Genomic DNA, 23387 nt, shown 5'->3' with positions numbered 1-23387 from the left:
ATTTGAGTAATTTGTTACCAATCTATCATCAAACAATCAGAATTACATGAAATACGCTTCTTTAGTGTTGATAGGAAGCCTGTTGGCTGCCTCCTGCCAGCAGCGCACCAGCCACAGCGGTCAACAGGCCTCGCGGGATTCTCTCCATCAGCTTGTGGCCCGTTACTATGAGGGTAATATGGCACTCCAGCCGGTACAGGCTACTTTCAACGGTGAAAACAAGTATAATGACCAGCTGCCGGTAGATATCGGCCAGCCCTACCGTCACCGGGCTGACTCTTTTTATGCCGCCTACCAGGAGGCTCTTAAAAAGATAGACACCTCCAGCTTATCCAATAATGATCGTATCACCTATGCCATGTTGCAGCGCGAACTGTCGCTCAACCGGGAAGTGCTTACTTATCATGAATACCTGATGCCGGTACAGCAGTTCACCTGCCTGCCCATCACCTTGGCCCAGTTAGGTTCCGGTGCTTCCGCCCAGCCTTTCAAAAACAAAAAGGATTATGAGAACTTCATGCACCGCATGGAAGGTTTTTCTGCATGGGCAGATACCGCTATCGCCAATATGCGCCAGGGTATTGCTACCGGTTATGTATTACCGGAAAAGCTGGTGATTAAAACCCTTCCCCAACTGAAAGACCTGTCTAAAAAAGACAGCACCAACGTTTTCTTTGCACCACTCAAAACACTGCCTGATTCACTGGATGCAACCGCCAAACAACAGCTTGCCAGCGAATACAATGCAGCCATCGAAAAATTTATCCTGCCGGCTTACAGCAGACTGTACAAATTCATGCAGGAAGAATATCTTCCTAAAGCCCGCAAAACGAGCGGTATCGATGGTATTCCTGATGGTAAAAAATATTACGACTATCTTGTAAGGTCCTGGACTTCCACCAACAAAACACCTGAAGAGATCTATGCGCTGGGCGAAAGTGAAGTGGCCCGCATCCGCGGAGAGATGGAAGCAATAAAAAACAGCACCGGCTTCAAAGGGGACCTGTCTGCATTTTTCACTTTTGTACGCAACGACAAAAAGCTGCGCATCTTCAAAACACCCGCTGCTGTACTCGATTCTTTCAAAGCAATCGAAAACAAAATCATGCCTGGTGTCAGAAAAATGTATGGTCATCTTCCCAAATCCAAATTTGAAATCAAACAAACAGAGGCCTACCGCGCTGCTTCAGCCTCTGCAGAATATCAGCCTGGCAGCCCTGATGGTTCCCGTCCGGGTACTTTTTATGTGCCTATCCTCAATGCGGCCGATTTCTCTTATTCGGGCATGGAATGCCTCTTCCTGCATGAAGCCATTCCAGGACACCATTTCCAGTTCTCCCTGCAACAGGAAAATGATTCCCTGCCTCAGTTCCGCCGCTTCGCCTGGGTGGGCGCTTTCGGCGAAGGTTACGCCCTCTACTGCGAAAGCCTCGGTAAAGAACTGGGCCTGTACACGGATCCTTATATGTACTTCGGACGCCTTACCGACGAAATACACCGCGCTATTCGTTTAGTTGTTGACGTAGGTATGCACCGTAAAGGCTGGACCCGTGAGCAAGCTATCAAATACATGATGGATAACGAACCAGTATCTGAACACGAAGCCACCGCCGAAATAGAACGCTACATGGCCATCCCCGGACAAGCCCTGTCCTATAAAATCGGTGAGCTTAAAATCAGAGAGCTGCGGGAGAAATACACCAAAGCCCTCGGTGATAAATTCAGTCTGCCTGCTTTCCACGACGAGCTGTTGAAAGATGGTTGTATACCCTTGTCTGTGCTTGAAGAAAAAATGGTGAGATTTTACGGATCTAAATAAAATGTTTTAATGGCGGCTGGCCGCTGAAAAACTGATTGAAACCGGGCAGCGTAGCGCTGCCCGGTTTTTTTTATTGCCCGGTTTGCGGCATTATTCAGGATTAACTTCCCGGGCTTCCTACTGTTGGCCGTTAACAGGTAGTTTCATCACCTTAGTATTTATATACAGCATGATCAACCGTATTTTCTTCAGCAAGCATTTTTATCCACATTTTGCTTCCTGATTCTCCCTTCATCAAAATTTTACACAAACCATAAAATTTTCTTGTTATTTTTCCCTCTGCAACCGATTGCTAAAAACATTTTATTCAACTGGAGAGATCCGTTATGAAAAGAAGAGACTTTATAAAAACCGGTTCCCTGGCTGGTATAGGAGCGGGGCTGACTATTCTCAATTTCCCGGTATTTGGGAAAAACGCACCCAGCAACAAGCTGGTGCTGGGCGTCATGGGGGTTAATTCCCGTGGGAACTGGCTGGCACAGGTGGCAGCCAAACTGCCGGGCGCTGAAATAGGTTATATCTGTGATGTAGAAGACGGCGCCATTCAAAAAGGGCTGAAAGCCGTTACCGGCGCCCAGGACCGGAAACCGACCGTTATAAAGGATATCCGCAAACTGCTGGAGCAGAAAGATTTTGATGCGCTCATCGTGGCTGCACCTGACCACTGGCATGCCCCCGCTGCTATTATGGCCACCGCTGCCGGCAAACATGTGTATGTGGAAAAACCATGTGCCCATAATCCGCATGAAGGTGAACTGCTGGTTGCAGCTGCTAAAAAATACAACCGACTCGTGCAAATGGGCAACCAGCGCCGTTCCTGGCCCAACCTGCAGCAAGCCATCAAAGAAGTGAAGGAACAGGGTATCATTGGTAAAGTGCATTACGGGCGCGGTTGGTATGTCAACGATCGCCAGCCGATCGGTATCGGTAAAAAAATTCCTGTGCCTGGCACGCTCAACTGGGACCTCTGGCAAGGTCCTGCACCCCGCAGAGACTACCTGGACAATATCGTACACTACAACTGGCACTGGCGCTGGCATTGGGGCACCTCCGAAACCTGCAACAACGCCACCCATGAACTGGACTGCCTCCGCTGGTTTATGGACCTGGAATTCCCGACCAAAGTTACTTCCGCCGGTGGCCGTTATGCCCACCCTAAAGATGACTGGGAAACACCAGACACACAAACCCTCAACTTCGAATTTGAAGGCAACAAAGCCATCACCTGGGAAGGCCGTAGCTGTGATCCTTTTAACCTGGAAGGCAGTGGCCGCGGATTCGCCATCTTCGGTGAAAACGGTAGCCTTTACAACTCCGGCGGCGACAGCTATAAAATAGTAGACAATAAAAACAAAGTGGTGAAAGAGGTAAAGCAGGCCGCCAACCCCGACCAGAGCGTGACCAACACCGTAAGCCCGGCAGGAGAATTTTATGATGCCGTGCATATCAATAACTTCCTGGAAAGCATCCGCGGAAAAGCAACCCTTAATTCAGAAATCAATATCGGTTACCGCAGCACACTGCTGTGCCTGCTCGGCAATATCGCTCAGCGTACCGGCCGCATACTGCATACCGATCCCGCCAATGGCCACATCCTCAACGACAAGGAAGCCATGAAACTGTGGGAAAGAGAATATGAAAAAGGCTGGGCGCCTAAAATATAATTAGTGATTCGCCTCCGTTTTGGGAAGCAGGTATTTTGCAATATCGAAACTGGGCGGAGGCGGATCTTCAATATAGGCGCTTTCAATCGCTTCCCGGGAAGGGTATAGCTTAAAACCCTTCTGCCAGATCGGTTTGGACCGGTCTTCCTCTTCCAGGCCAGGCACCACTTCCAGCTTCAACTTATGAAATACGGCTGCCAGACAGTTTTCCAGCCGGGGAGCATTCAATTCTGCCAACCCTATCTGCCAGTTGTAATGCTCCGATTCATCCTGCACTACCGGCACCCAGATGGTTTTAGCAGTAGATATCTTAAAACTCCTATCTGTCAGGCGCAGCTCTGCTACCTGTACCAGGTCTTTTTGAATCACATCTTCACCATTCGGCAACTTTACGATTCCATAACCGTATATGCCCAGCTTCTGTTTGATCACCCTCGACCGCACCCACTGCCGGATCTCAGACACAATATGATCAATGTCCATACTCGAAAACTCGAACTTCTTTGACTTGTTCAGATTGGTGGGAATCAATAACTGCGCCCCGTGCAACACTTCCAGTATACGGTGGATATCCTCAAAAACCTGTTCACTCGGAACGCCTATGGTATTGTAATCTTCGTAGATATGCTGGTTATGGTCCCGGTACAGCCATTGTAAGGTATAATCAGCATTGGGAAAATCCACTTTCTTTATCATATGACAATTTAACTGCTATTCGTTAGCGATATGAAAATAACGAATATTCACTTCATTAGCTTTATAGACTAGCAATAAATATAATATATTGTTATCTCCCATAACTTATAGTTATCACCATTATTAATTTCCTGCCCCTATTTTTGGACCACCTGTAATTGAGATAAACCAACCACACCAACCATTAGTTGCACGTTTCCCGGAGGGATAAAATGAATGGAATATTTACAACAATCCAACTACCTGTCAATACTGGTGATAGGTATAGTTGTCGGCTATTTATCGGGCCTGCTGGGCAAAGGCGGCAGTGCTATCAGTACACCTGCGCTGCAGATTTTTGCTGGCGTCAATCCTTTTTTTGCGCTGGCTTCTCCTCTGCCGGCATCTATTTCCAGCACGCTCTCTGCCACAGCGGTATATACCAAAGAAAAGCTGTTTAATAAAAGAGTGGTATTGCTGGGGGCTCTATTTGGTGTACCCGCCACCGTCGTGGGTTCCTGGATGAGCAGCTTCCTGGCCGGAAAAACATTGATGATACTGACGGCCTTGTTTATTATGTCTTTAGGCTCTTCTCTGTTGTACTCCTATCTGCGCAACAAAGGTACTTCTGTGGAAACACCGTTGAACAGTAAGGATATACAGGCTTCCCAGGTGATGGGTGCTGCTTTGTGTATCGGCTTTTTAGCAGGTTTGCTGGCCAATGCAGGCGGTATCCTCTTCAGCACCTTTTTTATCCGGCGCCTGAAGATGCCCATCAAACAGGCACTTGCCTGCGCAGTTATACTCTCAGCGATATTGTCGGTGCCAGGTGCTATTACACACTGGTACCTCGGGCATATTGACTGGAACATCGCCCTGCTGTTGTCTTTAACAGCCTTTCCGGCTTCTTATCTCGGTGCTAAAACGGCAGTAAAAATGAAAACACCGCTGCTGGAAAAAATCTTTGCACTCACACTGGTGCTTTTCGGATTGTACGATATTGTCTATACCCTGTGGGTTTAGTAGTTAGGCGTCCACCCTCCGCTGTTTCTGAATCGCTTCCTGCTCATAGGGAGGCAGGCTTTCAAGGATCAGGTCGTAGGCATTGTGCAGGAAATGCTCCAGTTCAACTGAAGGCATCAGATCTTCCTGCTTCACCTGTACCCAATGATAACGCGCCAGATGCGGTGCCGGCACAATACCCGGTTTGGCTATCAGTTGATGGTACTGACTGGGCGTACATTTGAAGGATACGCGATGGGGCGGGTCAAGAGAGAGCATGCAGAATAATTTCTCACCCACAAAAAAACGCAGTTCATTATCCCACTTCTTTTCTGTGGTCACAGCCGGTAAAGACCGGCAAAAATCAAGGGTATTGTCAAACATAGCAGCAAGTTTAAACATCGTTTACATTACCGTCTCTGAACGGGTTACCTCAAAGAAATCTACCACAAACAAACATATTGAAATATGCTACATATGTGGAATATGCGTTTGCTGTAAATAGTGATTGAAACTGCTTTATAAAAATAACGAATTAAGCGGAGAAAAAAACAGCCTGAAACCGCTCAATAACGACGAATTAACCGGATTTTAATATTCTGCAAAAATGCTGGCAGGAAAAAACGATTCCTGCGCTGCCAGCCCTCCGGAGAGTAACAACAGGCAGATCAGGGCGCGAGCATATTTATACATTTGGGACGGCTTATTTACCAGTCAGCTGGTTCCATATCACGTCATATACGTCGATGGCCTGCAACTGTTTTTGCGCCAGTGGCGTTTTGCTGATTACCACCGCATGATTGGCAGGGTTTTCTTCCAGACGGCCGTGCGAACCCTTGATGAGCGTAGCATCCAGCGGAATTACATTCATGAGGTAACGGAAGCCCAGTTTTTTCTTCAGCAGTTTGGCTGCAGCTTTCAGCTTGATCAGCGGATCTGCAGGGTTCATAAACATTTCCACCGGATCATATCCCGGCTTACGGTGGATATCCACAATGCGGGCAAAATCGGGAGCTTTGTTATCATCCAGCCAGTAGTAGTAGGTAAACCAGCTGTTGGCATCGGCTACCAGTACGAGATCACCGCTGCGTTCATGGTGCAGGTGGTGTTCTCTTTTTCCTTCCCGGTCGAGCACCATTTGTACACCGGGTACTTTTTCGAGCAGCTCCCTTACTCTTCTGAAGCAGGAAGGATCGTTGAAATAGATATGTGCCAGCTGGTGGTCTGATACCGCAAATACTTTGGACGCACCGGGATCCAGCAGCTCGAGACCTCTTTCCGCACGTATCGACAGCAGGCCTTCCTGGCGCAGGATACGGTTGATATGTACCGGATTGCTGACATTGGTAATACTGTATTCCGACAATACGATCGGGTCACAGCCTTTCTGCTGATACCAGGTAATCAGCTGCTGGCATACTGCGTCAATTTCCTGCAGCTCTTTGGCAATACCGGCAGGATCCTGCCCGAATTTCTGCAGGCAGTAATCGAGATGCGGGAGGTATATCAGTGTTAAAGTAGGATCGTATAGTTTGTCTGTCAATATAGAAGCGTCAGCAATCCACTGCGACGATTTGATATTGGCAGTAGGGCCCCAATAGTTAAATAGCGGGAATGGTCCCAGTTCTTTGGTAAGATAGTCCCGCAGTGTATCGGGCGTAGTATAGCAGTCCGGTATTTTGCGGCCGTCTGAAAGGTAATTGGGACGGGGTGTCAGGGAGTAGTCCACGTTGGCGTACATATTGTACCACCAGCACATCTGAGCACAGGTAAAGGAAGGATCCAGGTGCCGGGCTTTATCCCAGATTTTCTGGCCTTCCACCAGTTTGTTGGATTGTTTCCAGAATTTGATTTCACAATCGGTACGGTCGTACCAGCCGTTACCTACAATACCGTGTTCACTTGGCCATTCGCCTGTCAGGTAGGTGCTCTGTACCGCAGTGGTTACTGCCGGCAACATCGGTGATACGGTTGCCATATGCCGCTGCTGCGCATAACCTTTCAGAAATGGCATATGCTCCAGCAAAGCAGCGGATAGCCCAACAACATCCAATACAACTGTCTTTCTCATAGATATGATCAACGTTTCATTTTCCGATATAAAACTATACATTTCAATTACGAATTACAAATTCCGGATGATGAATTTGTAATTCATAACTGGCTACGAACCCAGTTCAGTTCCCTTGACACAGACACCGCCATTTCTTCCTTAAGTCCCGCCGGCAGTACATCCCAGGTATAGGTTTCTACTTCCAGATGGGCAGTAAATGGTTGTTGCCGCTGTAATGCCAGTACTTTGACAATCTCTTCGCGGGTGGATTGCAACACTTCAAAACGATCGATGAAGATAGGCACATGAAAGTGGGAACGCCACTCGGCAACAGCTGTGTTGGCGGCGTCTTCCAGCGCCTGCGGCAGATCCGGGTAATGTATCAGGCTGCCATCTTTTTTTCTTCCGATCACCTGATGCAGATATACCGGTTCGTTGAACTGGCGGAAGGCATTGATGACCGTATTACGTTGGTCCGTTTCCGTTGGCAGGTCTGCTTTCAGGGCAGCACTGATCTGTATCTTCCCTACACGGAGGCCATTGGCCTGCAGCTGTTTCAACACGTGCTCCGGCTCTTCGTATTCCAGCGCAAAATGGCATACATCATAACAGAGCTGTACATGCCTTCTGATGATATCAGCTGCCTCCTCTTCGTCGACGCCCAGTTTATCTTTGATAAAACAGATACCAGCAGGCAGCAGCGATGTTGTATACCAGTTGATATACTCGCGGGTGTTCTCCAGTAGTCCGTCGGGCTCCGGCTCCACATCGAGGTGCATGAGTGGTCCACCGCCACGGTGAATACGGGCCAGCTGTTCCACCACGAGCAACATATTCAGTGTGGCACTTTCGGTGAAGGAATTTTTTTCTTCCTCGCAGCGGTTGCACCAGAATTTATAAGAGAGCGGTGAGGTGGAGATGCCGCCTTCCATTCCTTCCGGCAAAAGAGCTGCCAGCAGGCGAAACAGCCTGATGGTGTAGGCTACACGGTCGGCCTGTGTCCAGTCGGGTGCATGTACCTGATCTTTCACCACTACATCGTGAAAGCCGCCGTAGGGGAAACCGTTCATGGTGAATACGTAACAGTTTTCCTGTTGCAGCCAGGCTTTAAAGGCATTCAGGTTTTCCTCTTTTGCCAGTTCCAGGCTGGCCGTGTTGGCCAGTCGCAGCCCTATACCAAAGGGTTGGCCGGGAGCTACCTGTTGTTTGACTTGAGGAATATATTTTTTGAGTTGGGCGAAATGGTCTTCCCATTTTTCACCGGGATGAATATTGGTGCAATAAGTCAGGTGTCCGTATGCTGTTTGCATTACTGTAAGTTTTTGCAGATGTCTGCTGCTTTGTACAGCAGGTCCAGATCAATGTGATGTACTTCTGCGCCTTTACCGATGGCTTTCAGCAGGGAGATGGTCAGCTGTCCACCCAGGTGTTCGCGGAATTCTTCCAGGCCTGCGATGACGGGAGATGGTTCGCCATCCTGCTTTTCCAGGAGCGGATGCCATACCGGCAGCTGCATCTGTTTGAGAACACTGACGATACGGTGCATATCCGTTTCACTAATCCATCCTAACAGGCAGGAATACACGCTGTCGATCGCGATACCGATGGATACCGCTTCCCCATGGCGCAAAGCGAAGTTAGTCAGTTGTTCCAGTTTATGTGCACTCCAGTGCCCGAAGTCAAGCGGACGGGCAGAGCCGCTTTCGAAGGGATCGCCGCCACCACCAATATGTGCCATATGCAGGGCTGCGCAGCGATAGATCAGCTCTTCCATACCGGGCATATCGCCGGCAGTAAGTGCTGCCGCTCTTTGTTCCATCCATTCGAAGAAAGCTGCATCCCTGATGAGGGCTACCTTTACCGCTTCCACCATACCGGAGCGCCAGTCGCGGCCGTCCAGGGTGGTGAGGAAAGTGCTGTCATTAAACACTGCAGCCGGTGGTGCAAAAGAGCCCAGGAAGTTTTTCTTGCCTTTGTAGTTGACACCGTTTTTCACCCCAACGCCGGAATCATTCTGTGACAGCACGGTAGTAGGGATACGGATATGTTTTACACCACGGTGGGAGATAGCGGCTGCAAACCCAACCAGGTCGAGCAGGGAACCACCCCCGACGCCGATCACATAGGAGTGGCGGTCTATTCCGTAGCGGTCGATGGCATCAACCAGCGAAAAAAGCAGGGGCAGGTCATTTTTTACGCTTTCCCCGCCGGTGATGGTAATGATTTCAGGTGCCAGCTGAAACCCGCGCACCTGGCCCAGATAACGGCTGATCTGTTCCGCAAGGCCGGGATGACTGGCCGCTACACCTCCATCGAGGATGACCAGCAGTTTCTTTTGAAAGGCAGTACTGGCCTTGGATTCCAGGAAAGCGGACAAACAGGTATTGGCAGGATCAAATAAATGTCTGGAAAAAAATACCCCGAAAGAAAAGTTAACGTCGAATTGTTGTTGAATATACTCCATGGCTTAGTTCCGCATGCATCAATCTAAAAAAATTCAATAGCCATTAAATGTACACATAAAAACGAGATATTTTCACAAAGAATAAGGCTCCGTGAACGGAGCCTTTTTTGGGGTTCTACCTGTTTGTTGTTGTCGGTATGCAATTGAGAAATGGTTCATTACTCTCTGCAAAGAAACCAGGTTTTATACGGCTATTCCACGGTACAAACCATTATTTAAATAATTGCGTAGTTCTACTTAGCCTCTGCTCTTTGCCGCAAATCCTTATCTATCGGGCATTATATTACCCACCAGGTAAAATACGGATGGCAATCCTTTCCGTTCGTCCTATTACCTGTTGCGTATTAAGCAGGAATTGAAGATCTTTATCCTCTGCTGCAGATGGACTGTACTGTTATCTGTAAGTCATTGATTAATTGTTTGTTTAGATGAATATCCGGCAAATGCCCCCCATGTTGTTAACCCTGTAACACGGCTGTTTTTCATACTTCTCTTGTTGCATTGCTGAGTAAATTGTCACAAGCATTAAGCCTGGCCGGGAACGTAGTGTTTCCTCTCCCAGACTCATTTTCGGGCATACCCCAGATATTGATCTGATTGAAAAAGCTTATTGAGCAATGTTAAAAAGATTATTTTTTGTTTGCTGTTTAATCTCCGGGCTCTGCTTATCAGCGCGGGCGTTTAACACGGCAACACAAGACAGCCTGTTTCGGGTACTGCAATACAAGAAGGCCGACACCAGCCGGGTAAACACCTTGTTTGCCTATGCGATGAGTTATCTGCCGGACAGTTTACAGAAGGCAGACCAGATTTTCCGCGAAGCGCTGCATCTCAGCCGTCAGCTGCACTATGACAAGGGCGTGGCTGATTTCGCCTGTTATTACATGTATATCCAGGATATGCGCGGACAATACCGGGAATCGTTGTTTATGGTAGACAAGGCCGCGAGCATATACGCAGCACTGAAAGACACGATGAACCTGATGCGGGCCCTTAGTTTCAGCGGTAATGAACATCATTCGCTGGGCAATTTCCCTGCCGCTGCCGGCCGTTACCTGGAAGCGCTCAAACTGGCCGACGCCATGCGGGACAGCCTTTTTTCGGGGATGATGAACAACCACCTGGCCTCCCTTTTTGTGATCCTGAAAGACTTCCGCAAAGGCTTCCAATATGCCGAAAAGGCTTACCATAACGGCCTCGCGGTGGGCAACAATCGACGTACTTCTGCCGCCCTGATCACGATGGGCTCCTGTATGGTGTCGCTGCACCGCTATGAGGAAGGGGAACAATATTACCGGCAGGCTATCAATACAGGCCGGGAGCTGGAGGATAGTGCCTATGTGCTCAAGGCACAGCTCAACCTGGGCAATCTCTATTTTGAACAAGGGAACCGGGAAAAAGCCTACCAGCAATATTCCCAGGCGCTGGAGCTGTCTGATAAATACCCCCAACCCGAGCTGCTCACCTATTTGTACCTGGGCTACGGACGGGAGTTGTTTAACCTGAACAGGTTTACCGAAGCCTTCTCTTATGTGGAAAAAGCCATTACCATGGCTCAGGAATACAATGCCACCAATGAACTGCGCTGGGCTTATCTGGTAGCTTCCAACCTGAAAGCCACCATGGGCGATTATAAGCAGGCATTTCTCCTGCGGGAGAAGTTTGAAGTGCTGAATGATTCCCTTACCGGTGATGCGGCCCGCAATAATGTGGCACTGCTGGAGATGCAGTACCAGTCAGAGAAAAAAGACCGTGAGCTCACCGAAAAACAACTGCAGCTCACCCGCAAGGACCTGCAGCTGCAACATAAAAACATGTGGCTCTTTTTCTTCCTGATATCCGCTATCCTGCTGTTGGCATTCGCCTTTCTGGTATGGCAACGGCTGAAGCACCGCCACAAGCTGCAGCAACAACAATTACAGACTATGGAGGTGGAAAAAACAGTACAAGTGCTGGAAGCGATGATACAGGGTGAAGAAAGAGAACGTACCCGCCTGTCGAAAGATCTGCACGATGGCGTAGGCGGATTGTTGTCTGCCGTTAAAATGCACTTTGCAGCCGTAAAGCATGACCGTACCGTCTTACAAACAGACAAAGGTTTCATACATGCGATGGGCATGCTGGATGATGCCATCGGCGAAGTACGTAAAACCGCGCACAACCTGATGCCCGAGCTGCTGGCCAGAATGGGGCTGGCAGAAGCGGTTCGTTTTTATTGCCGTAATGTGAGCCATTCCCGGCATCTGACCATCTCGTGTTATGCACCGGATGATATCGGGCGTTTCAAAGCCAATTTCGAACTGTCGGTTTACCGTATTGTACAGGAACTGGTCAACAATATTATCAAACATTCACAGGCTACAGAAGCCTTTGTGCAGCTTACCCGGCATGGGCAGCTGCTCACCATCACTGTTGAAGACAACGGGATAGGCTTCCAGACCCACCCTGGCCTTCAAACCGGTATGGGCCTCAACAGCCTGCAATCCAGGATAAAGGCATTAAACGGCAATCTGGAAATAGACGCATCCCGCGGACACGGAACTACCGCCTATATAGAATTTGATATCGCGATTATGCAACTCATGGAAGTCTGATTTCCATGTCAATTATTTTTTATGAAGATCAAGTTAGCCATTACAGACGACCACCTGCTGGTCATCAATGGATTAAAAGCCATGCTGGCTCCCTATCCACATATAGAAGTAGTATATGAAAGCAATGCCGCCACCGCACTGATGGAGGCGTTACCGGCCAGCTTGCCGGACGTATTGCTGCTGGACATACAGATGCCGGATATTGATGGACTGGAATTATGTAAACAGGTCCGGAAAAATTATCCGGAGATAAAAATCATTGCACTCACCAATTTCATGGAATCACATTATATCAAACAGATGCTGCGTAATGGTGCCAGTGGCTACCTTCTTAAAAACACCGACCAGGACACGCTGGTAGCGGCCATAGAACAGGTATATGCCGGAGAACAGTTTCTGGATGCCAGCATCAAACAACAATTGTTACACGAAATGATCACAGGGCAGAAATCCACTGGCTACGACATTCCGCTTACCCGTCGTGAAAAGGAAATACTGAAGCTGATTGCAGAAGAACATTCCAATCAGCAGATCGCTGATATGTTGTTTATCAGCCTGCGTACAGTAGAAACCCACCGGCTTAACCTCACGCAGAAACTGGCCGTAAAAAATACAGCCGGGCTGGTAAAGGAAGCCATCAAAAGAGGGCTGATTTAAATATTTAGAGATTTAGGAATTTAGTGATTTAGTGATTTAGGTGATGGCAAAAACTTTTCCCAGTCCCATTGATACAGGCAACAGGAGCAATACCGCCAGTGCATAACTGACAGCATCAAAAGCTGCCACCCAGGCGGCATTCATGACTATCAGTGCAACAATGCCCGCCTTCACTGCCTTTCCGATGTTGGGCCCGGAAGGGTCCTTAAAAGCCCTGTACAAAGGTTTCATGATCATCCAGGTAAAGAGCAGCAGGAAAGGCAATGCTTTCCAGAGATGGTGATTAAAGGCTGCCAGGCCCCCGATGGTGAGCAGTACGATACCATAACAAACCGCCGTGATGCGGGTGCTGGTGCTTGTACCGCCATATACTTCTCCCCGGCTGATGTTGGTAACGGCAGCAATATACAACACCGGTACCAGGCCTATCCACCACCATGTTTCCACCGCGCCGGGCACAATACTGATGCCCAGCAGGAGGTTGAGACCGCGGCAAAGTCCCATGTTTACTGGACCAAGGAAACTATGATGTTTTCCCCATTTGTCGTATACCAGTGCCGAGGTGGCGGTGGCGATGGCCATCCAGCCGGCAATACCCTGGAAACCACCCACTGAAAAGGCAGCCAGTATTCCTACCAGCAATAGGTAACAGCCGAGGATAATCGCTTGTATGTGCGTGATAACGCCGCTGGGGATGGGCCTTTCGGGCCGCTCTACCTTGTCCAGGTCTGCATCAAAAACATCGTTGAACACAACACCGCCTCCATATAGTCCGGCAGTGGCCAGACACAGGCATACCACCGGAAGCGTCTGATCCAGTGTCAGGGAGGAAAAGGTTGCATTCAGAAAGTAGCCGGAAATAGCAACCCCTGCCAGAATATCGGCAATAGCCGTAATGATATTGGCAGGGCGCATCAGGCGCAGGTATCCAATTACTTTGCTAACAATATAAGTCACCGCTTAACAGGTTTTCATGGTTCATTGCCAGCAGTAACGAAACTGCCAGGCCTTTACCGGATGATGGTCGTATTTTTATTGATTCTGGGCTGTTGACCTCCGCGTAAAACGGTGCTTCCATTAAATCTTTCACTTTGATCTATATTTCCGGCCATCTCAAAATCCGATTCATTGATTTGCCCGCTTTGCGCAAATGCCTTTACAGCGTTCATGTAAGTTACCGAATGAATATCATTCAAGTCAATACCACTTTCGTGCATCAAGGCTGCTGTTTTAGGCACAGCAAGGGGATCGCTGATACCCCAGTCGGCAGCTGAGTTGACCATAATCCTTTCACTGCCGTATTGTTTCACAACGGCGACCATTCTTTCGTTACCCATTTTAGTGAATGGATAGATGGTGAAAGCGGCCCAGAAACCGCGGTCGAGCACTTCCTTCACCGTTTCCTCGTTGTTATGATCTACGATCACCATGTGAGGAGGCAGGCCATGTTCGATGGCTATGTCCATGCTGCGTTGCGTTCCTTTTTTCTTGTCGCGGTGAGGCGTGTGGATCTGTACGGGCAAACCGGCTTCCTTAGCCAGTTCCAGCTGTGCACGATAATATTTTTCTTCCAGCGCTGTCTGGTCATCAAAACCTATTTCACCAACACCTACCACTCCTTCTTTGTAGACAAACTGTGGCAGTATTTCCATGACGGCTTCTGCCAGTTTTTCGTTGTTGGCTTCTTTTGAATTAAGGCCGATGGTGCAGTAGTGTTTGATACCGAACTGAGACGCGCGGAAACGTTCCCAGCCCAGGAGGCTGTTGAAATAATCGCGGAAGGTATCAACGCCGGTGCGTGGCTGACCGAGCCAGAAGGCGGGTTCGATAAGTGCTACGATGCCGGCATCGGCCATTGCCTGATAGTCGTCGGTAGTACGGGATGTCATATGCACATGCGGATCGAAGAAACGCATGCCTTTGATTTTATCCAGATAGGCTGGTGTATAGGAAAGCGGTTGCAGATCTTTTTCAGTGAGTTCGTGGATACCACACATAATTTTCAGGTTTAGTTACTGGGATAATTTTGTGGCGATGACGTCCCAGGTGAGGGAGCCATCCTGTATTTCGGCTGCCAGGGCCAAATTGGAGGCCAGCAACTGCTGAGCAGGCGGATAATCAGAGCCTGCGCATACCAGCGCGGCGGCAGCTTTTTCTGTCTGATCAGCGGAATGCCATACACGGGTGATGTCCGGCAGGCTTTCGCTGTTGATAAAAGGAGTGAGTAGTCGCCATTGCATGGGATCTACTTTTCTGCCGGCGGCCCATCTTTCGTGGGCGAAGTCAGTCAGAATAGCAGCCAGTGCAATGTTGCGGCGCTCATCCAGGCCGGAGATACGGTGCAGCGGTTTATCTGTGAAGATCGCCTTCATGACAAGCTGGTTCCAGGCGGGTTCATCCAGGTATTTTGCCGGATAGGGATTATGTAGCATGATAGCTTCCTGTACTACCCCGATGTTGGAGCGGATACCTTCTGCAGTGCGGAGTTTCCACTCTTCCGGAAACGCCAGCAGCGGGAGTGCACTGTACAATGCTGCCAGTTCATTCATTTCGGCGGCGTTGAAGAGCTGTTCTATTGTATCAATATAAATCGTTTTAGTACTGATGTTCAGCTGCAGCAACCACCAGACTCTTACCAGCCGGTCTAACGTCCACCCGTGTACGAAAAACCCCGGTACTTCCTGTTGTAATACAGCTGTCTGTTCGGATGTTACGGAAATAATATTTTTCCCGGTGAATCTGGGAATAGCGGTAAAGGTTTGGTTAAACTGCGGTATGGATGCGGCTTTCTGCAGACGTTGCTGCAACCACTCCCTGGCTGTGTTACTGCTATTGCTGGCAATAATGGCTTCAAGCCCGTTGCTCATTTTCTGCTGGTCGTATACATATTCCGCCACTGAAAATCCTGTTTAAAAAATGAGAATGCTTATTTTCTGATTAAAAGTAAACAGGATTGACCATATTTTCTGATTAAGGAGGATAATATTTGATAGGTGGTAATAAAAATAAAAGAGAGGCATTGCTGCCTCTCCTTCCGCCATTCTAAAACCTGATTATGCATCAGGATATCTTTCTATCATCGCGCCCTGACGGAAAGCGCTATGAAAATATCTTTGGGTGATAATGGCTGAATTTAAAGAACAAAGGTACATTCCTTCAGGAACAATAGAATGTATTATTTCTCTGAAAATGTGTGACCCGACATGTGTACCTGCTCGTAGAATAATTATCGGCAATATACATATTATTCTACTTCTTCTCCAAATAAACAAACGATTTTATCGTTAGCGTTTTTTATTTCTGTTTGTTCTCAAGCACCATAAACGGTTGATACTCCTTCCAGTTAGGCTTATAACCATCCAGTATATTAAATCCACGCCCATAGTTTCCTAGTACTATATCCAGGTCTCCATCTCCATCCATATCCTTTACATCCATACAAATCCAGCGCCCTTCCTTTTCTATAGGAGGCGCATGGGGCGTGAAGTTCAGCTGATGGTCCTTTCCTTCGAACAAAATAAATTTCTCTGCAGGATTGTTTTTCATATCTGCAAAAAATGCAATTGTTGCAATATCTATTTTGCCATCCAGGTTAAAATCCGCTGCCACAGCCTTTGTACAGCCATTCACCGGATAAAACCAAGCCTGTCTGTACTTATTTTTCCCTTCGTTGATATAGACGTACAAACCATGATAAGGTTTAAGCACCATCGAAAAATCTGCATTATCACCGCAGGTATATAATATATCAAGCTTTCCATCCTGGTTAAAATCCACCAGCTGAAAACTGGTAGAACCATTGAGGGGCGGGAATCTCAGCAGGTTAACAGATTTAAATCCACCCTTCCGGTCGTTCTCAAACAACCATATGCCTTCATCGGCAGCAGCAAAAAGTACCATTGCATCGGGCCATCCATCTCCATTAAAATCTCCTACTTCTGCATGAATAGCACCTGGCACTTCTGTGATGGTCTTCTGCTCGTATCTGTGATCCGACAACTGTTTCAGCCAATACAGTCCTCCCTGGTTATGTCCAAATGCACACACTAACAAGTCAGTTTGGTTGTCCTTGTCAAAATCTGCCTGCACCGTTTGCACCGGACGTTTCAGAAAAGGCATAAGATCTGTTTGTTTGCTCTGCGGATCATGGATGTTGAGTCTGCTTACAATACCTGCCGGTGCATCCAGGGCTTTCATATTTCCGATCTGGGTGATGATTGCAGATGATGATTTTCCGCTATCAGTGGTATATAGTATGTCCACTACCGGGGAAGGCAAGCGCCAGGAGCCTGTTTTACGCAGGGAACTATCCCAGATATCGAGGGTACTCGTATAGGTATCGCTGGTAAAAATGCGGTGGCCCGCAGGATCAAAGGAAACCATCGTGGTACCCGCTATGTTGGGAGAGTCCACACCAACGGGGTATTGGGGCGCAAAGCCAAACCAGTCGTGCTGCAGCGGCACCGGTGGTTTGGCAGGTGTAAGCTGTGCCGGTGCGTTCTGTTCAAAATATGCCACCAGTGCTGTCCATTCGTTGAAAGATATGGGGCCTTGTTGTTGACCCGGACTGGCCGGATAATACTGATCACCTGCCCATACTTTAATACCCAGTTTGGGGGCCATGGCCGGCAGCACGTGTTTGGTCCAGGTTTCCTTGTCCAGCATGGCCGGATCTACGACCAGGTGGCAGCCAGTGCAATATTTGTCTGCCAGCATTTTTCCTTTCTCTTTTGCTGACGGTGTAAAACAACTGCTGATGATCGTAATGCCTGAGAGGATGATAAAAAGTGTGGCAAGGACAAATGGTTTCATGGATTAGATTTTGGTATCCTAAAATAATGAGAAAGGAGCAGAGACTGAAGCGAAGATTAATTATTATTTCGCTTCAGTCGCTGCTCCTTTCCGATCATTTGTATTTGACTAGTAGTTTTTATTCTGTTTTAATACCGGTTTGCCCTCCTTGAGTGTCAGATCTATCTGGCGTTGCGGAATGGGGAAGACTTCATTTTTATCTTTGGTAAAATGTCCTCCTTTCACATCATCCGTGATGCCGCCTTCGAAAGCGAAATAGGCATTCAGCACCTGATCGGCAATACCCCATCTGGCAATGTCGAAGAAACGGTGGCCTTCCATGGCCAGTTCGAGTTTGCGTTCGAAGCGGATCGCTTTACGGGCATAATCGAGGCCAGGGAAAACAGGATATTCACCGATTTTATAATTGGAGAAAGGTTTGGCAGGATCGAATCCCAGTATGGGTTTAGTCGGATCTTTATAATCGTGTATCCAGTACTGTGGGTTGTCGATCATTCTGTGACGTACCTGATTCACCAGGTCTGTAGCCCTGGCCATATCACCGGTTTCTGCGGCGCATTCCGCTGCCATCAGCAGCACATCGGCAAAGCGGATCAGTAATACGTTGATCGCTGTTCCCGGAGCCCAGGAGTGATCATCCATGTATTTGTCCTGGTTGTAGTTCCAGTACACCATTTTTTTGGTGGCATAAGGACCTGCATATTTCTGCGACTGGTCGCGTATCCAGGTGGAACCCGCGAAGTATCCCCAGTCATGATAAGGAATACCGCGGCGGCCCACGGTCCAGTCCAGACGAGGGTCCAGCAAACCATTGTCAGGCGTAAATGCTTCAGTGGCTTTGATACCCATATCAGATGTCACGGGATGCTGGTTATAATCGTCCAGGTAGGGCAATCCACTGGCATCTACGCGGTATGAGTTAACCAGATCGAAAGAGGGTTGGTAAAAGCCGCAGCATTTGAAATTGCCGGGGAAGTTAAGCATGTCACCCATATTGGCATTGGCGATACCATTGGTACCGTCGTTGGCACTCATCTGAATGGCAAATACGGATTCCGAATTATTCTTTTTGGAAGCATCGAAATTGTCTTCAAAATTATCCGTCAGCTTATATTTCAGCCCGTTTGAGGTAACGCCGTTGGTGATGGCATCATTAAAGAGCTGCAGTGCCTGTGGATATTTTTTCTGATAAAGATAGGTTTTGGCCAGGTATACCTGAGCAGCCCATTTATTGGCACGGGCCACCTGGGATTGTGTAGGCGGCAGGTTAGCCTGGGCAAATTTAAAATCATCTTCGATATTAGGCCATATTTCTGCATCATTAGATAACAGCGGATCGGTAGTTGCCTCTGTGATATAAGGCACGTTACCAAACATTTTCTTCAGTTCAAAATAAAAATGGCCTCTGAGGAAACGGGCTTCTGCCTGTACCTGTATTTTTTGCGCGTCGGTCATATCCTTGGCCTGTGCCATGAGCCGTAATGTATTATTACAGCGGGTGATGCCTTCGTAAACAGCTTTCCATTTGGTATTGAAGAAGGAGTTGCTGACATTGGGCTGGCTGATGGCTATTTCATTGATAGGCGTCTGGTCAGTACCTTCACTGCCTTTGTGCGCATCACCTCCTACTACACTGCCATAAATCCAGTTGGTAGGTGAGGCTTCCCAGGCGTTACCGCCGCCACCCAAAGCGCCGGTGGGGTTTCCCTGTCCATCCAGTGCTGCATAGGCACCTACCAGCAGGTAATTAACACCATCTTTATTGGCTACAATCTGGTCGGACAAAGCACCATAAGCCGGCTTTTCCAGAAAGCCTTTGGAGCATCCGCTGCTCAGGGCAGCAGCGACGAGCAGTATTGCACTTGTATATCGTACTATTTTCATTTTTCTCAGTTTAACAGTTCAAATAAACAGATCAGAAATTCAGCGTAACGCCCACCAGATACTGACGTGAGTTGGGGTAAGCACCTTCATCAATACCAAAGGAGTCTGTGTTACCGCCGATTTCAGGGTCCAGGCCGGTGTATTTGGTGATGGTAAACACATTGGTTGCCTGAGCATAAATCCTGAATTTATCCACGCCTATTCTTTTCAGCATATGAGAAGGAAAAGTATATCCCAGCATCATGTTTTTAGCACGCAGATAAGATCCGTTTTCCACATAGTAAGATGTTGGAGGATTGGAAGTGCTGAAGTAAGGTTTTGTTTCCTGAATAGGTGCTTTGGCATTTTTGCGGTCCGGCAGCCAGGAATCATACAGCGCTGTTTTGCTTTTGGCACCATTGAAGGAACCGTAGATATCAGTCCACCATCTTACCTGGTTCCAGATCTTGTTTCCATGTACGCCATAGAAGAATGCAGAGAAATCCCAGTTCTTATAGGTGAGGCCGATATTCAGGCCATATGAGAAGTCGGGATTGGGGCTACCGAGATAAGTACGGTCATTAACATCTATTTTACCATCGCCATTGATGTCTTTATATTTGAAGCGTCCGGGGGCAGCATCCTGCATATATTCTTTTACCCCTGGATTTTTGGCACTGGCGGCAGCATTGGCTGCAGCTACTTCTTCAGGGCTATCCCAGAATTTTTCAACCTGATAACCGAAGAACTCACTGATGCTTCTTCCTACTGCGTTTCGTATGATAGCCACACCGTAACGGCGGGTATCTCTTTCAAAGTAAGGAGCAGACTCTGATATTTTCAGGATCTCGTTTTTATAGGAAGTGAAAGTACCGGTGAGCGTTAATTTCAGCTTAGGAGCCAGGTTGATATTACCGGTAGCAGAGAAATCCCATCCGTTGTTTTTCATTTCTGCTACATTGGCAAATGGTACGGTAGCACCGCCATAAACGCCGGGCAGTTCCGGGTTGAACAACAGGTCTTTGATCCTTTTGCTGTAATAGTCCAGAGAGAATTCGAGTGCACCTTTAAACAAGGTTGCATCGATACCGATGTTGGAGTTGGTGTTGCTTTCCCATTTTGCATTGGGGTTACCAATCTGGCCCTGCATAAAGCCGGTGGCCAGTGTATTGCCCGTTCCATTCATGTCGTAGAAGGAAGTGGACTTATTGAAAGTAAAGGTAGTAAAGGCATTGCTGGGATTAACGTTGATCTGGTTACCCATAATACCATAACCTCCACGGATTTTCAGGTCGGAGATCCAGGAGATTCCTTTCATAAATTCTTCCTGAGACATACGCCAAGCGGCACTTACGGCCGGGAAGTTACCATAGCGGTAATTGGAACCGAAGCGAGAAGAGCCATCACGGCGGATCAGAGCACCGATCAGGTATTTATCCCTGAAAGCGTAATCCACTCTACCGAACAGGGAGAACAGGCTATTGGAGCCATACGAGCTACCATTCACCGGTGTTCCGAATCCGGAAGTAAGGTTGGCGAAATCAGGATTAAAAGAAAAATAATCGGTGGTGGTGCCCGTCACCATACGATCTACCTGATCAAAAGCTTCTGTGCCGACCATTACCTTGATATCATGTGCGCGGTTAAAATTGATATGATAGCTGAGGGTATTAGTCCAGGTCCAGTCATAGCCATTGCCGGCAGATTCTGTATAGGAATTGACGCTGTTGTTTTCTTTGTTTTCGTATTCCGGATAAGTGAAGTTGTGGTTAGAAGCGGAATAAATTTCACCACCGAAGGAAGTACGGAGGGTGAGGCCTTTGATGATATCTGCTTCACCATACACATTACCCAGCAACCTGCTGGCGATTGCTTTGGTGCTACCAAAGCGGTCCTGGATAGCCACGGGGTTGCGGGCATTTCCGAGGGCGCCTCCAAAGGTACCGGCATAGTTACCTTTGATGTCATATACCGGAATAATGCTCTGTTCCCTGAAAGCCATACCGATACCGCTGCCTTCTGTGAGGATACCGATCCTGGGGTTGTTGATAATGGAGTATTCCATGTTTTCCCCTATGCGGATATGATCGGTGATATTGAAGCTGCTGTTGGCCCTTACTGCATAACGTTTATTATAGGTATTGGTAAGGGTACCCTGCTGGTTGAAATAATACATAGAGAAAAAGTAGCTGCCGATATCGCTACCACCGGCTACGGATATGTTGTGGCTGGTGATAGGTGCCGGTTTGAATATTTCATGGAACCAGTCAGTACCCTGCTTGTTGGCTTTATTGATACGGTAGAAACCAGCGGAGACGGTGGGGCTTTTATAATCCGGTATCACGTTGTATTTAGAGGGATCTACGCGTGGATCACCTTCCATGGCGCCTTCGGGGTAGATATAATCCGGCAGCACCGGTTTATTACCTTTACCGTAGAGCACATCATCGAATACAGGTGGTGCTCCCTGGCTGCTGTTTTTGATGGCGAGCCATTTAAGGTCGGCCTGTTCCTGCGGATTCAGGATATTGAAGGGGTTACCGCCCTGTGGTTTTTGTACGCCATAATATCCGTCGTACTGTACTTTTACTTTGCCGGTACCTCTTTTAGTGGTGATGATGATAACGCCATTGGCTGCACGTGCACCATAGATAGAGGCGGCGCCGGCATCTTTCAGCACTTGCATAGTTTGCACATCGTTGGGGTTTACATCTGCCAGGTTGGAGATGGGCACTCCATCTACGACATATAGCGGTGTATTGTTACCGAAAGTATTTTTACCGCGCACGGCTACCTGCGGCTCCTGGCCAGGCTGGCCGGTACCTACGATGGTAATACCCGACACCTGTCCCTGCAGCTGGTTGGCTATCTGGGAAGTAGGTTGTTTAGTGATATTTTCCACTTTTACAACGGAAATGGCGCCGGTCAGATCTTTTTTCTTCTGGCTGGCATAACCGGTCACGACTACTTCTTCGAGGGAACCTACTTTTTCTGCGAGCAGGACGCTGATAGGGCCGACACCGATCACCGCTTCCTGTGGATCATAGCCCACGAAGGAGAAGATCAGTGTTTCTCCTGATTTGGCCTGAATAGTAAAATTACCGGAGGGGTCTGTAGCAGTGCCCCTGTTGGTGCCTTTCACAGATACGGAAACACCGGGCAGCGGATTGCGGGATGCCTTATCAGACACCTTTCCCGTATATTTCGTTTGTGCGACTACGTTACTACCACATAGCAGCAGTAGTATGCCGCATAGTAGTACGGCAAGTCTTTGGTAGAAATGTTTTTTCATAACGTGGTTTAAGGGTAACGTTTTAAAAAAATCGGTTAAAAAATAGAGTACCTGTCTTGTATGTTCTCTTGCCTTCAGACAATTCTTTGCATAACAATCCCATTCCCGCCGGCATGGGGTACCGGCAAGACAAATAAGGGACTGTATGAAAAGACATTATTTATCCATGGCCACCATAGGATGCACTACAGTAGCTGAACAAACAATAACTGTCTATTCAACAATTAAAACCAATTCATTAAGGATGCAAGACATGGATGCGGACATGTTTACACCGGGTTGTTCAATACATTTTTTTAATGCACGTTTTTTTGTCCGAAATCAATAATCTTTTTTTTTGATAATGATCTAGTGAGAAACGGTTCAGTTTAGTACTATGCTTTCTTACTTCAGATTTTGGTTCTCACGTGGAATTTTTATTACAATAAGCCGAATATATAACAATAAATTAGCTCAGTCAAGTGTTTTTTTAACATTTCTCTAAATAAAAAA

At 47.8% G+C, this 23387-nt stretch carries 16 protein-coding genes; 5 read left to right on the top strand and 11 right to left on the bottom strand.

Going from position 1 to position 23387, the window contains the following annotated elements:
- Positions 1-46: 46 nt before the first annotated feature.
- Entirely contained in the window at positions 47-1819 is a 1773-nt protein-coding gene (locus tag KD145_RS22875; protein WP_212001944.1) for a DUF885 family protein, read from the top strand.
- A 326-nt stretch (positions 1820-2145) separates the two neighbouring features.
- A complete protein-coding gene (locus KD145_RS22870; RefSeq protein ID WP_212001943.1) occupies positions 2146-3483 on the top strand; it encodes a Gfo/Idh/MocA family protein in 1338 nt (445 codons plus the stop codon).
- Here KD145_RS22870 and KD145_RS22865 read toward each other — a convergent pair whose 3' ends face one another.
- A complete protein-coding gene (locus KD145_RS22865) occupies positions 3484-4179 on the bottom strand; it encodes a hypothetical protein (protein WP_212001940.1) in 696 nt (231 codons plus the stop codon). It lies immediately after the preceding gene.
- A gap of 216 nt (positions 4180-4395) precedes the next feature.
- On the opposite strand from KD145_RS22865, the gene KD145_RS22860 reads away from it, so the two are divergent.
- Entirely contained in the window at positions 4396-5181 is a 786-nt protein-coding gene (locus KD145_RS22860; protein WP_212001938.1) for a sulfite exporter TauE/SafE family protein, read from the top strand.
- Positions 5182-5184: 3 nt separating this feature from the next.
- On the opposite strand, the gene KD145_RS22855 is transcribed toward KD145_RS22860, so the two are convergent.
- The 4 genes from KD145_RS22855 to KD145_RS22840 all read right to left on the bottom strand — a co-directional run bounded on the left by KD145_RS22855 (position 5185) and on the right by KD145_RS22840 (position 9677).
- Positions 5185-5544, bottom strand: a complete 360-nt coding sequence (locus tag KD145_RS22855; protein WP_113615432.1) for an MmcQ/YjbR family DNA-binding protein — start codon at positions 5542-5544, stop codon at positions 5185-5187.
- Positions 5545-5863: 319 nt separating this feature from the next.
- Positions 5864-7231 carry an alkaline phosphatase family protein gene (locus KD145_RS22850; RefSeq protein WP_212001936.1) on the bottom strand — a complete coding sequence of 456 codons (1368 nt, stop codon included), beginning with the start codon at positions 7229-7231 and terminating at the stop codon, positions 5864-5866.
- Between the two features lie 83 nt (positions 7232-7314).
- Positions 7315-8523, bottom strand: a complete 1209-nt coding sequence (gene eboE / locus KD145_RS22845; RefSeq protein ID WP_212001935.1) for a metabolite traffic protein EboE — start codon at positions 8521-8523, stop codon at positions 7315-7317.
- A complete protein-coding gene (locus tag KD145_RS22840) occupies positions 8523-9677 on the bottom strand; it encodes a 3-dehydroquinate synthase (protein WP_212001934.1) in 1155 nt (384 codons plus the stop codon). Before KD145_RS22840 ends, eboE begins: the two co-directional genes overlap by 1 nt.
- A gap of 617 nt (positions 9678-10294) precedes the next feature.
- Between KD145_RS22840 and KD145_RS22835 the strand changes: the two genes are divergently transcribed.
- A complete protein-coding gene (locus KD145_RS22835) occupies positions 10295-12271 on the top strand; it encodes a tetratricopeptide repeat protein (protein ID WP_212001932.1) in 1977 nt (658 codons plus the stop codon).
- A 21-nt stretch (positions 12272-12292) separates the two neighbouring features.
- On the top strand, positions 12293-12928 hold the full coding sequence (locus KD145_RS22830) for a response regulator transcription factor (protein ID WP_212001930.1): 636 nt from the start codon (positions 12293-12295) through the stop codon (positions 12926-12928).
- A gap of 36 nt (positions 12929-12964) precedes the next feature.
- Here KD145_RS22830 and eboC read toward each other — a convergent pair whose 3' ends face one another.
- The 6 genes from eboC to KD145_RS22800 form a co-directional block, all read right to left on the bottom strand.
- Positions 12965-13885: a UbiA-like protein EboC gene (gene eboC, locus KD145_RS22825; protein ID WP_249219531.1), complete on the bottom strand. Its 921-nt coding sequence runs from the start codon at positions 13883-13885 to the stop codon at positions 12965-12967.
- Positions 13886-13938: 53 nt separating this feature from the next.
- Positions 13939-14925, bottom strand: coding sequence for a TatD family hydrolase (locus KD145_RS22820; RefSeq protein WP_212001928.1), 987 nt, complete (start codon positions 14923-14925; stop codon positions 13939-13941).
- Between the two features lie 15 nt (positions 14926-14940).
- Positions 14941-15825, bottom strand: coding sequence for an EboA domain-containing protein (locus tag KD145_RS22815; RefSeq protein ID WP_249219529.1), 885 nt, complete (start codon positions 15823-15825; stop codon positions 14941-14943).
- A gap of 397 nt (positions 15826-16222) precedes the next feature.
- Positions 16223-17740, bottom strand: a complete 1518-nt coding sequence (locus KD145_RS22810; RefSeq protein WP_212001926.1) for a VCBS repeat-containing protein — start codon at positions 17738-17740, stop codon at positions 16223-16225.
- A 108-nt stretch (positions 17741-17848) separates the two neighbouring features.
- Positions 17849-19624: a RagB/SusD family nutrient uptake outer membrane protein gene (locus tag KD145_RS22805; protein WP_212001925.1), complete on the bottom strand. Its 1776-nt coding sequence runs from the start codon at positions 19622-19624 to the stop codon at positions 17849-17851.
- Positions 19625-19655: 31 nt separating this feature from the next.
- On the bottom strand, positions 19656-22895 hold the full coding sequence (locus KD145_RS22800; protein ID WP_212001923.1) for a TonB-dependent receptor: 3240 nt from the start codon (positions 22893-22895) through the stop codon (positions 19656-19658).
- Positions 22896-23387: the final 492 nt, after the last annotated feature.

The organism is Chitinophaga sp. HK235 (genome assembly GCF_018255755.1).
GTDB lineage: Bacteria > Bacteroidota > Bacteroidia > Chitinophagales > Chitinophagaceae > Chitinophaga.
The sequence above is the reverse complement of the archived record's forward strand: the minus strand, read 5'-3'. Positions and strand labels throughout refer to the sequence as shown.

What these genes read in the sequence shown, in the direction of transcription:
- KD145_RS22875 (WP_212001944.1), top strand. Translation starts at nt 47, where the DNA reads ATGAAATACGCTTCTTTAGTGTTGATAGGAAGCCTGTTGGCTGCCTCC.
- KD145_RS22870 (WP_212001943.1), top strand. Translation starts at nt 2,146, where the DNA reads ATGAAAAGAAGAGACTTTATAAAAACCGGTTCCCTGGCTGGTATAGGA.
- KD145_RS22865 (WP_212001940.1), bottom strand. Translation starts at nt 4,179, where the DNA reads ATGATAAAGAAAGTGGATTTTCCCAATGCTGATTATACCTTACAATGG.
- KD145_RS22860 (WP_212001938.1), top strand. Translation starts at nt 4,396, where the DNA reads ATGGAATATTTACAACAATCCAACTACCTGTCAATACTGGTGATAGGT.
- KD145_RS22855 (WP_113615432.1), bottom strand. Translation starts at nt 5,544, where the DNA reads ATGTTTGACAATACCCTTGATTTTTGCCGGTCTTTACCGGCTGTGACC.
- KD145_RS22850 (WP_212001936.1), bottom strand. Translation starts at nt 7,231, where the DNA reads ATGAGAAAGACAGTTGTATTGGATGTTGTTGGGCTATCCGCTGCTTTG.
- eboE (WP_212001935.1), bottom strand. Translation starts at nt 8,523, where the DNA reads ATGCAAACAGCATACGGACACCTGACTTATTGCACCAATATTCATCCC.
- KD145_RS22840 (WP_212001934.1), bottom strand. Translation starts at nt 9,677, where the DNA reads ATGGAGTATATTCAACAACAATTCGACGTTAACTTTTCTTTCGGGGTA.
- KD145_RS22835 (WP_212001932.1), top strand. Translation starts at nt 10,295, where the DNA reads ATGTTAAAAAGATTATTTTTTGTTTGCTGTTTAATCTCCGGGCTCTGC.
- KD145_RS22830 (WP_212001930.1), top strand. Translation starts at nt 12,293, where the DNA reads ATGAAGATCAAGTTAGCCATTACAGACGACCACCTGCTGGTCATCAAT.
- KD145_RS22820 (WP_212001928.1), bottom strand. Translation starts at nt 14,925, where the DNA reads ATGTGTGGTATCCACGAACTCACTGAAAAAGATCTGCAACCGCTTTCC.
- KD145_RS22810 (WP_212001926.1), bottom strand. Translation starts at nt 17,740, where the DNA reads ATGAAACCATTTGTCCTTGCCACACTTTTTATCATCCTCTCAGGCATT.
- KD145_RS22805 (WP_212001925.1), bottom strand. Translation starts at nt 19,624, where the DNA reads ATGAAAATAGTACGATATACAAGTGCAATACTGCTCGTCGCTGCTGCC.
- KD145_RS22800 (WP_212001923.1), bottom strand. Translation starts at nt 22,895, where the DNA reads ATGAAAAAACATTTCTACCAAAGACTTGCCGTACTACTATGCGGCATA.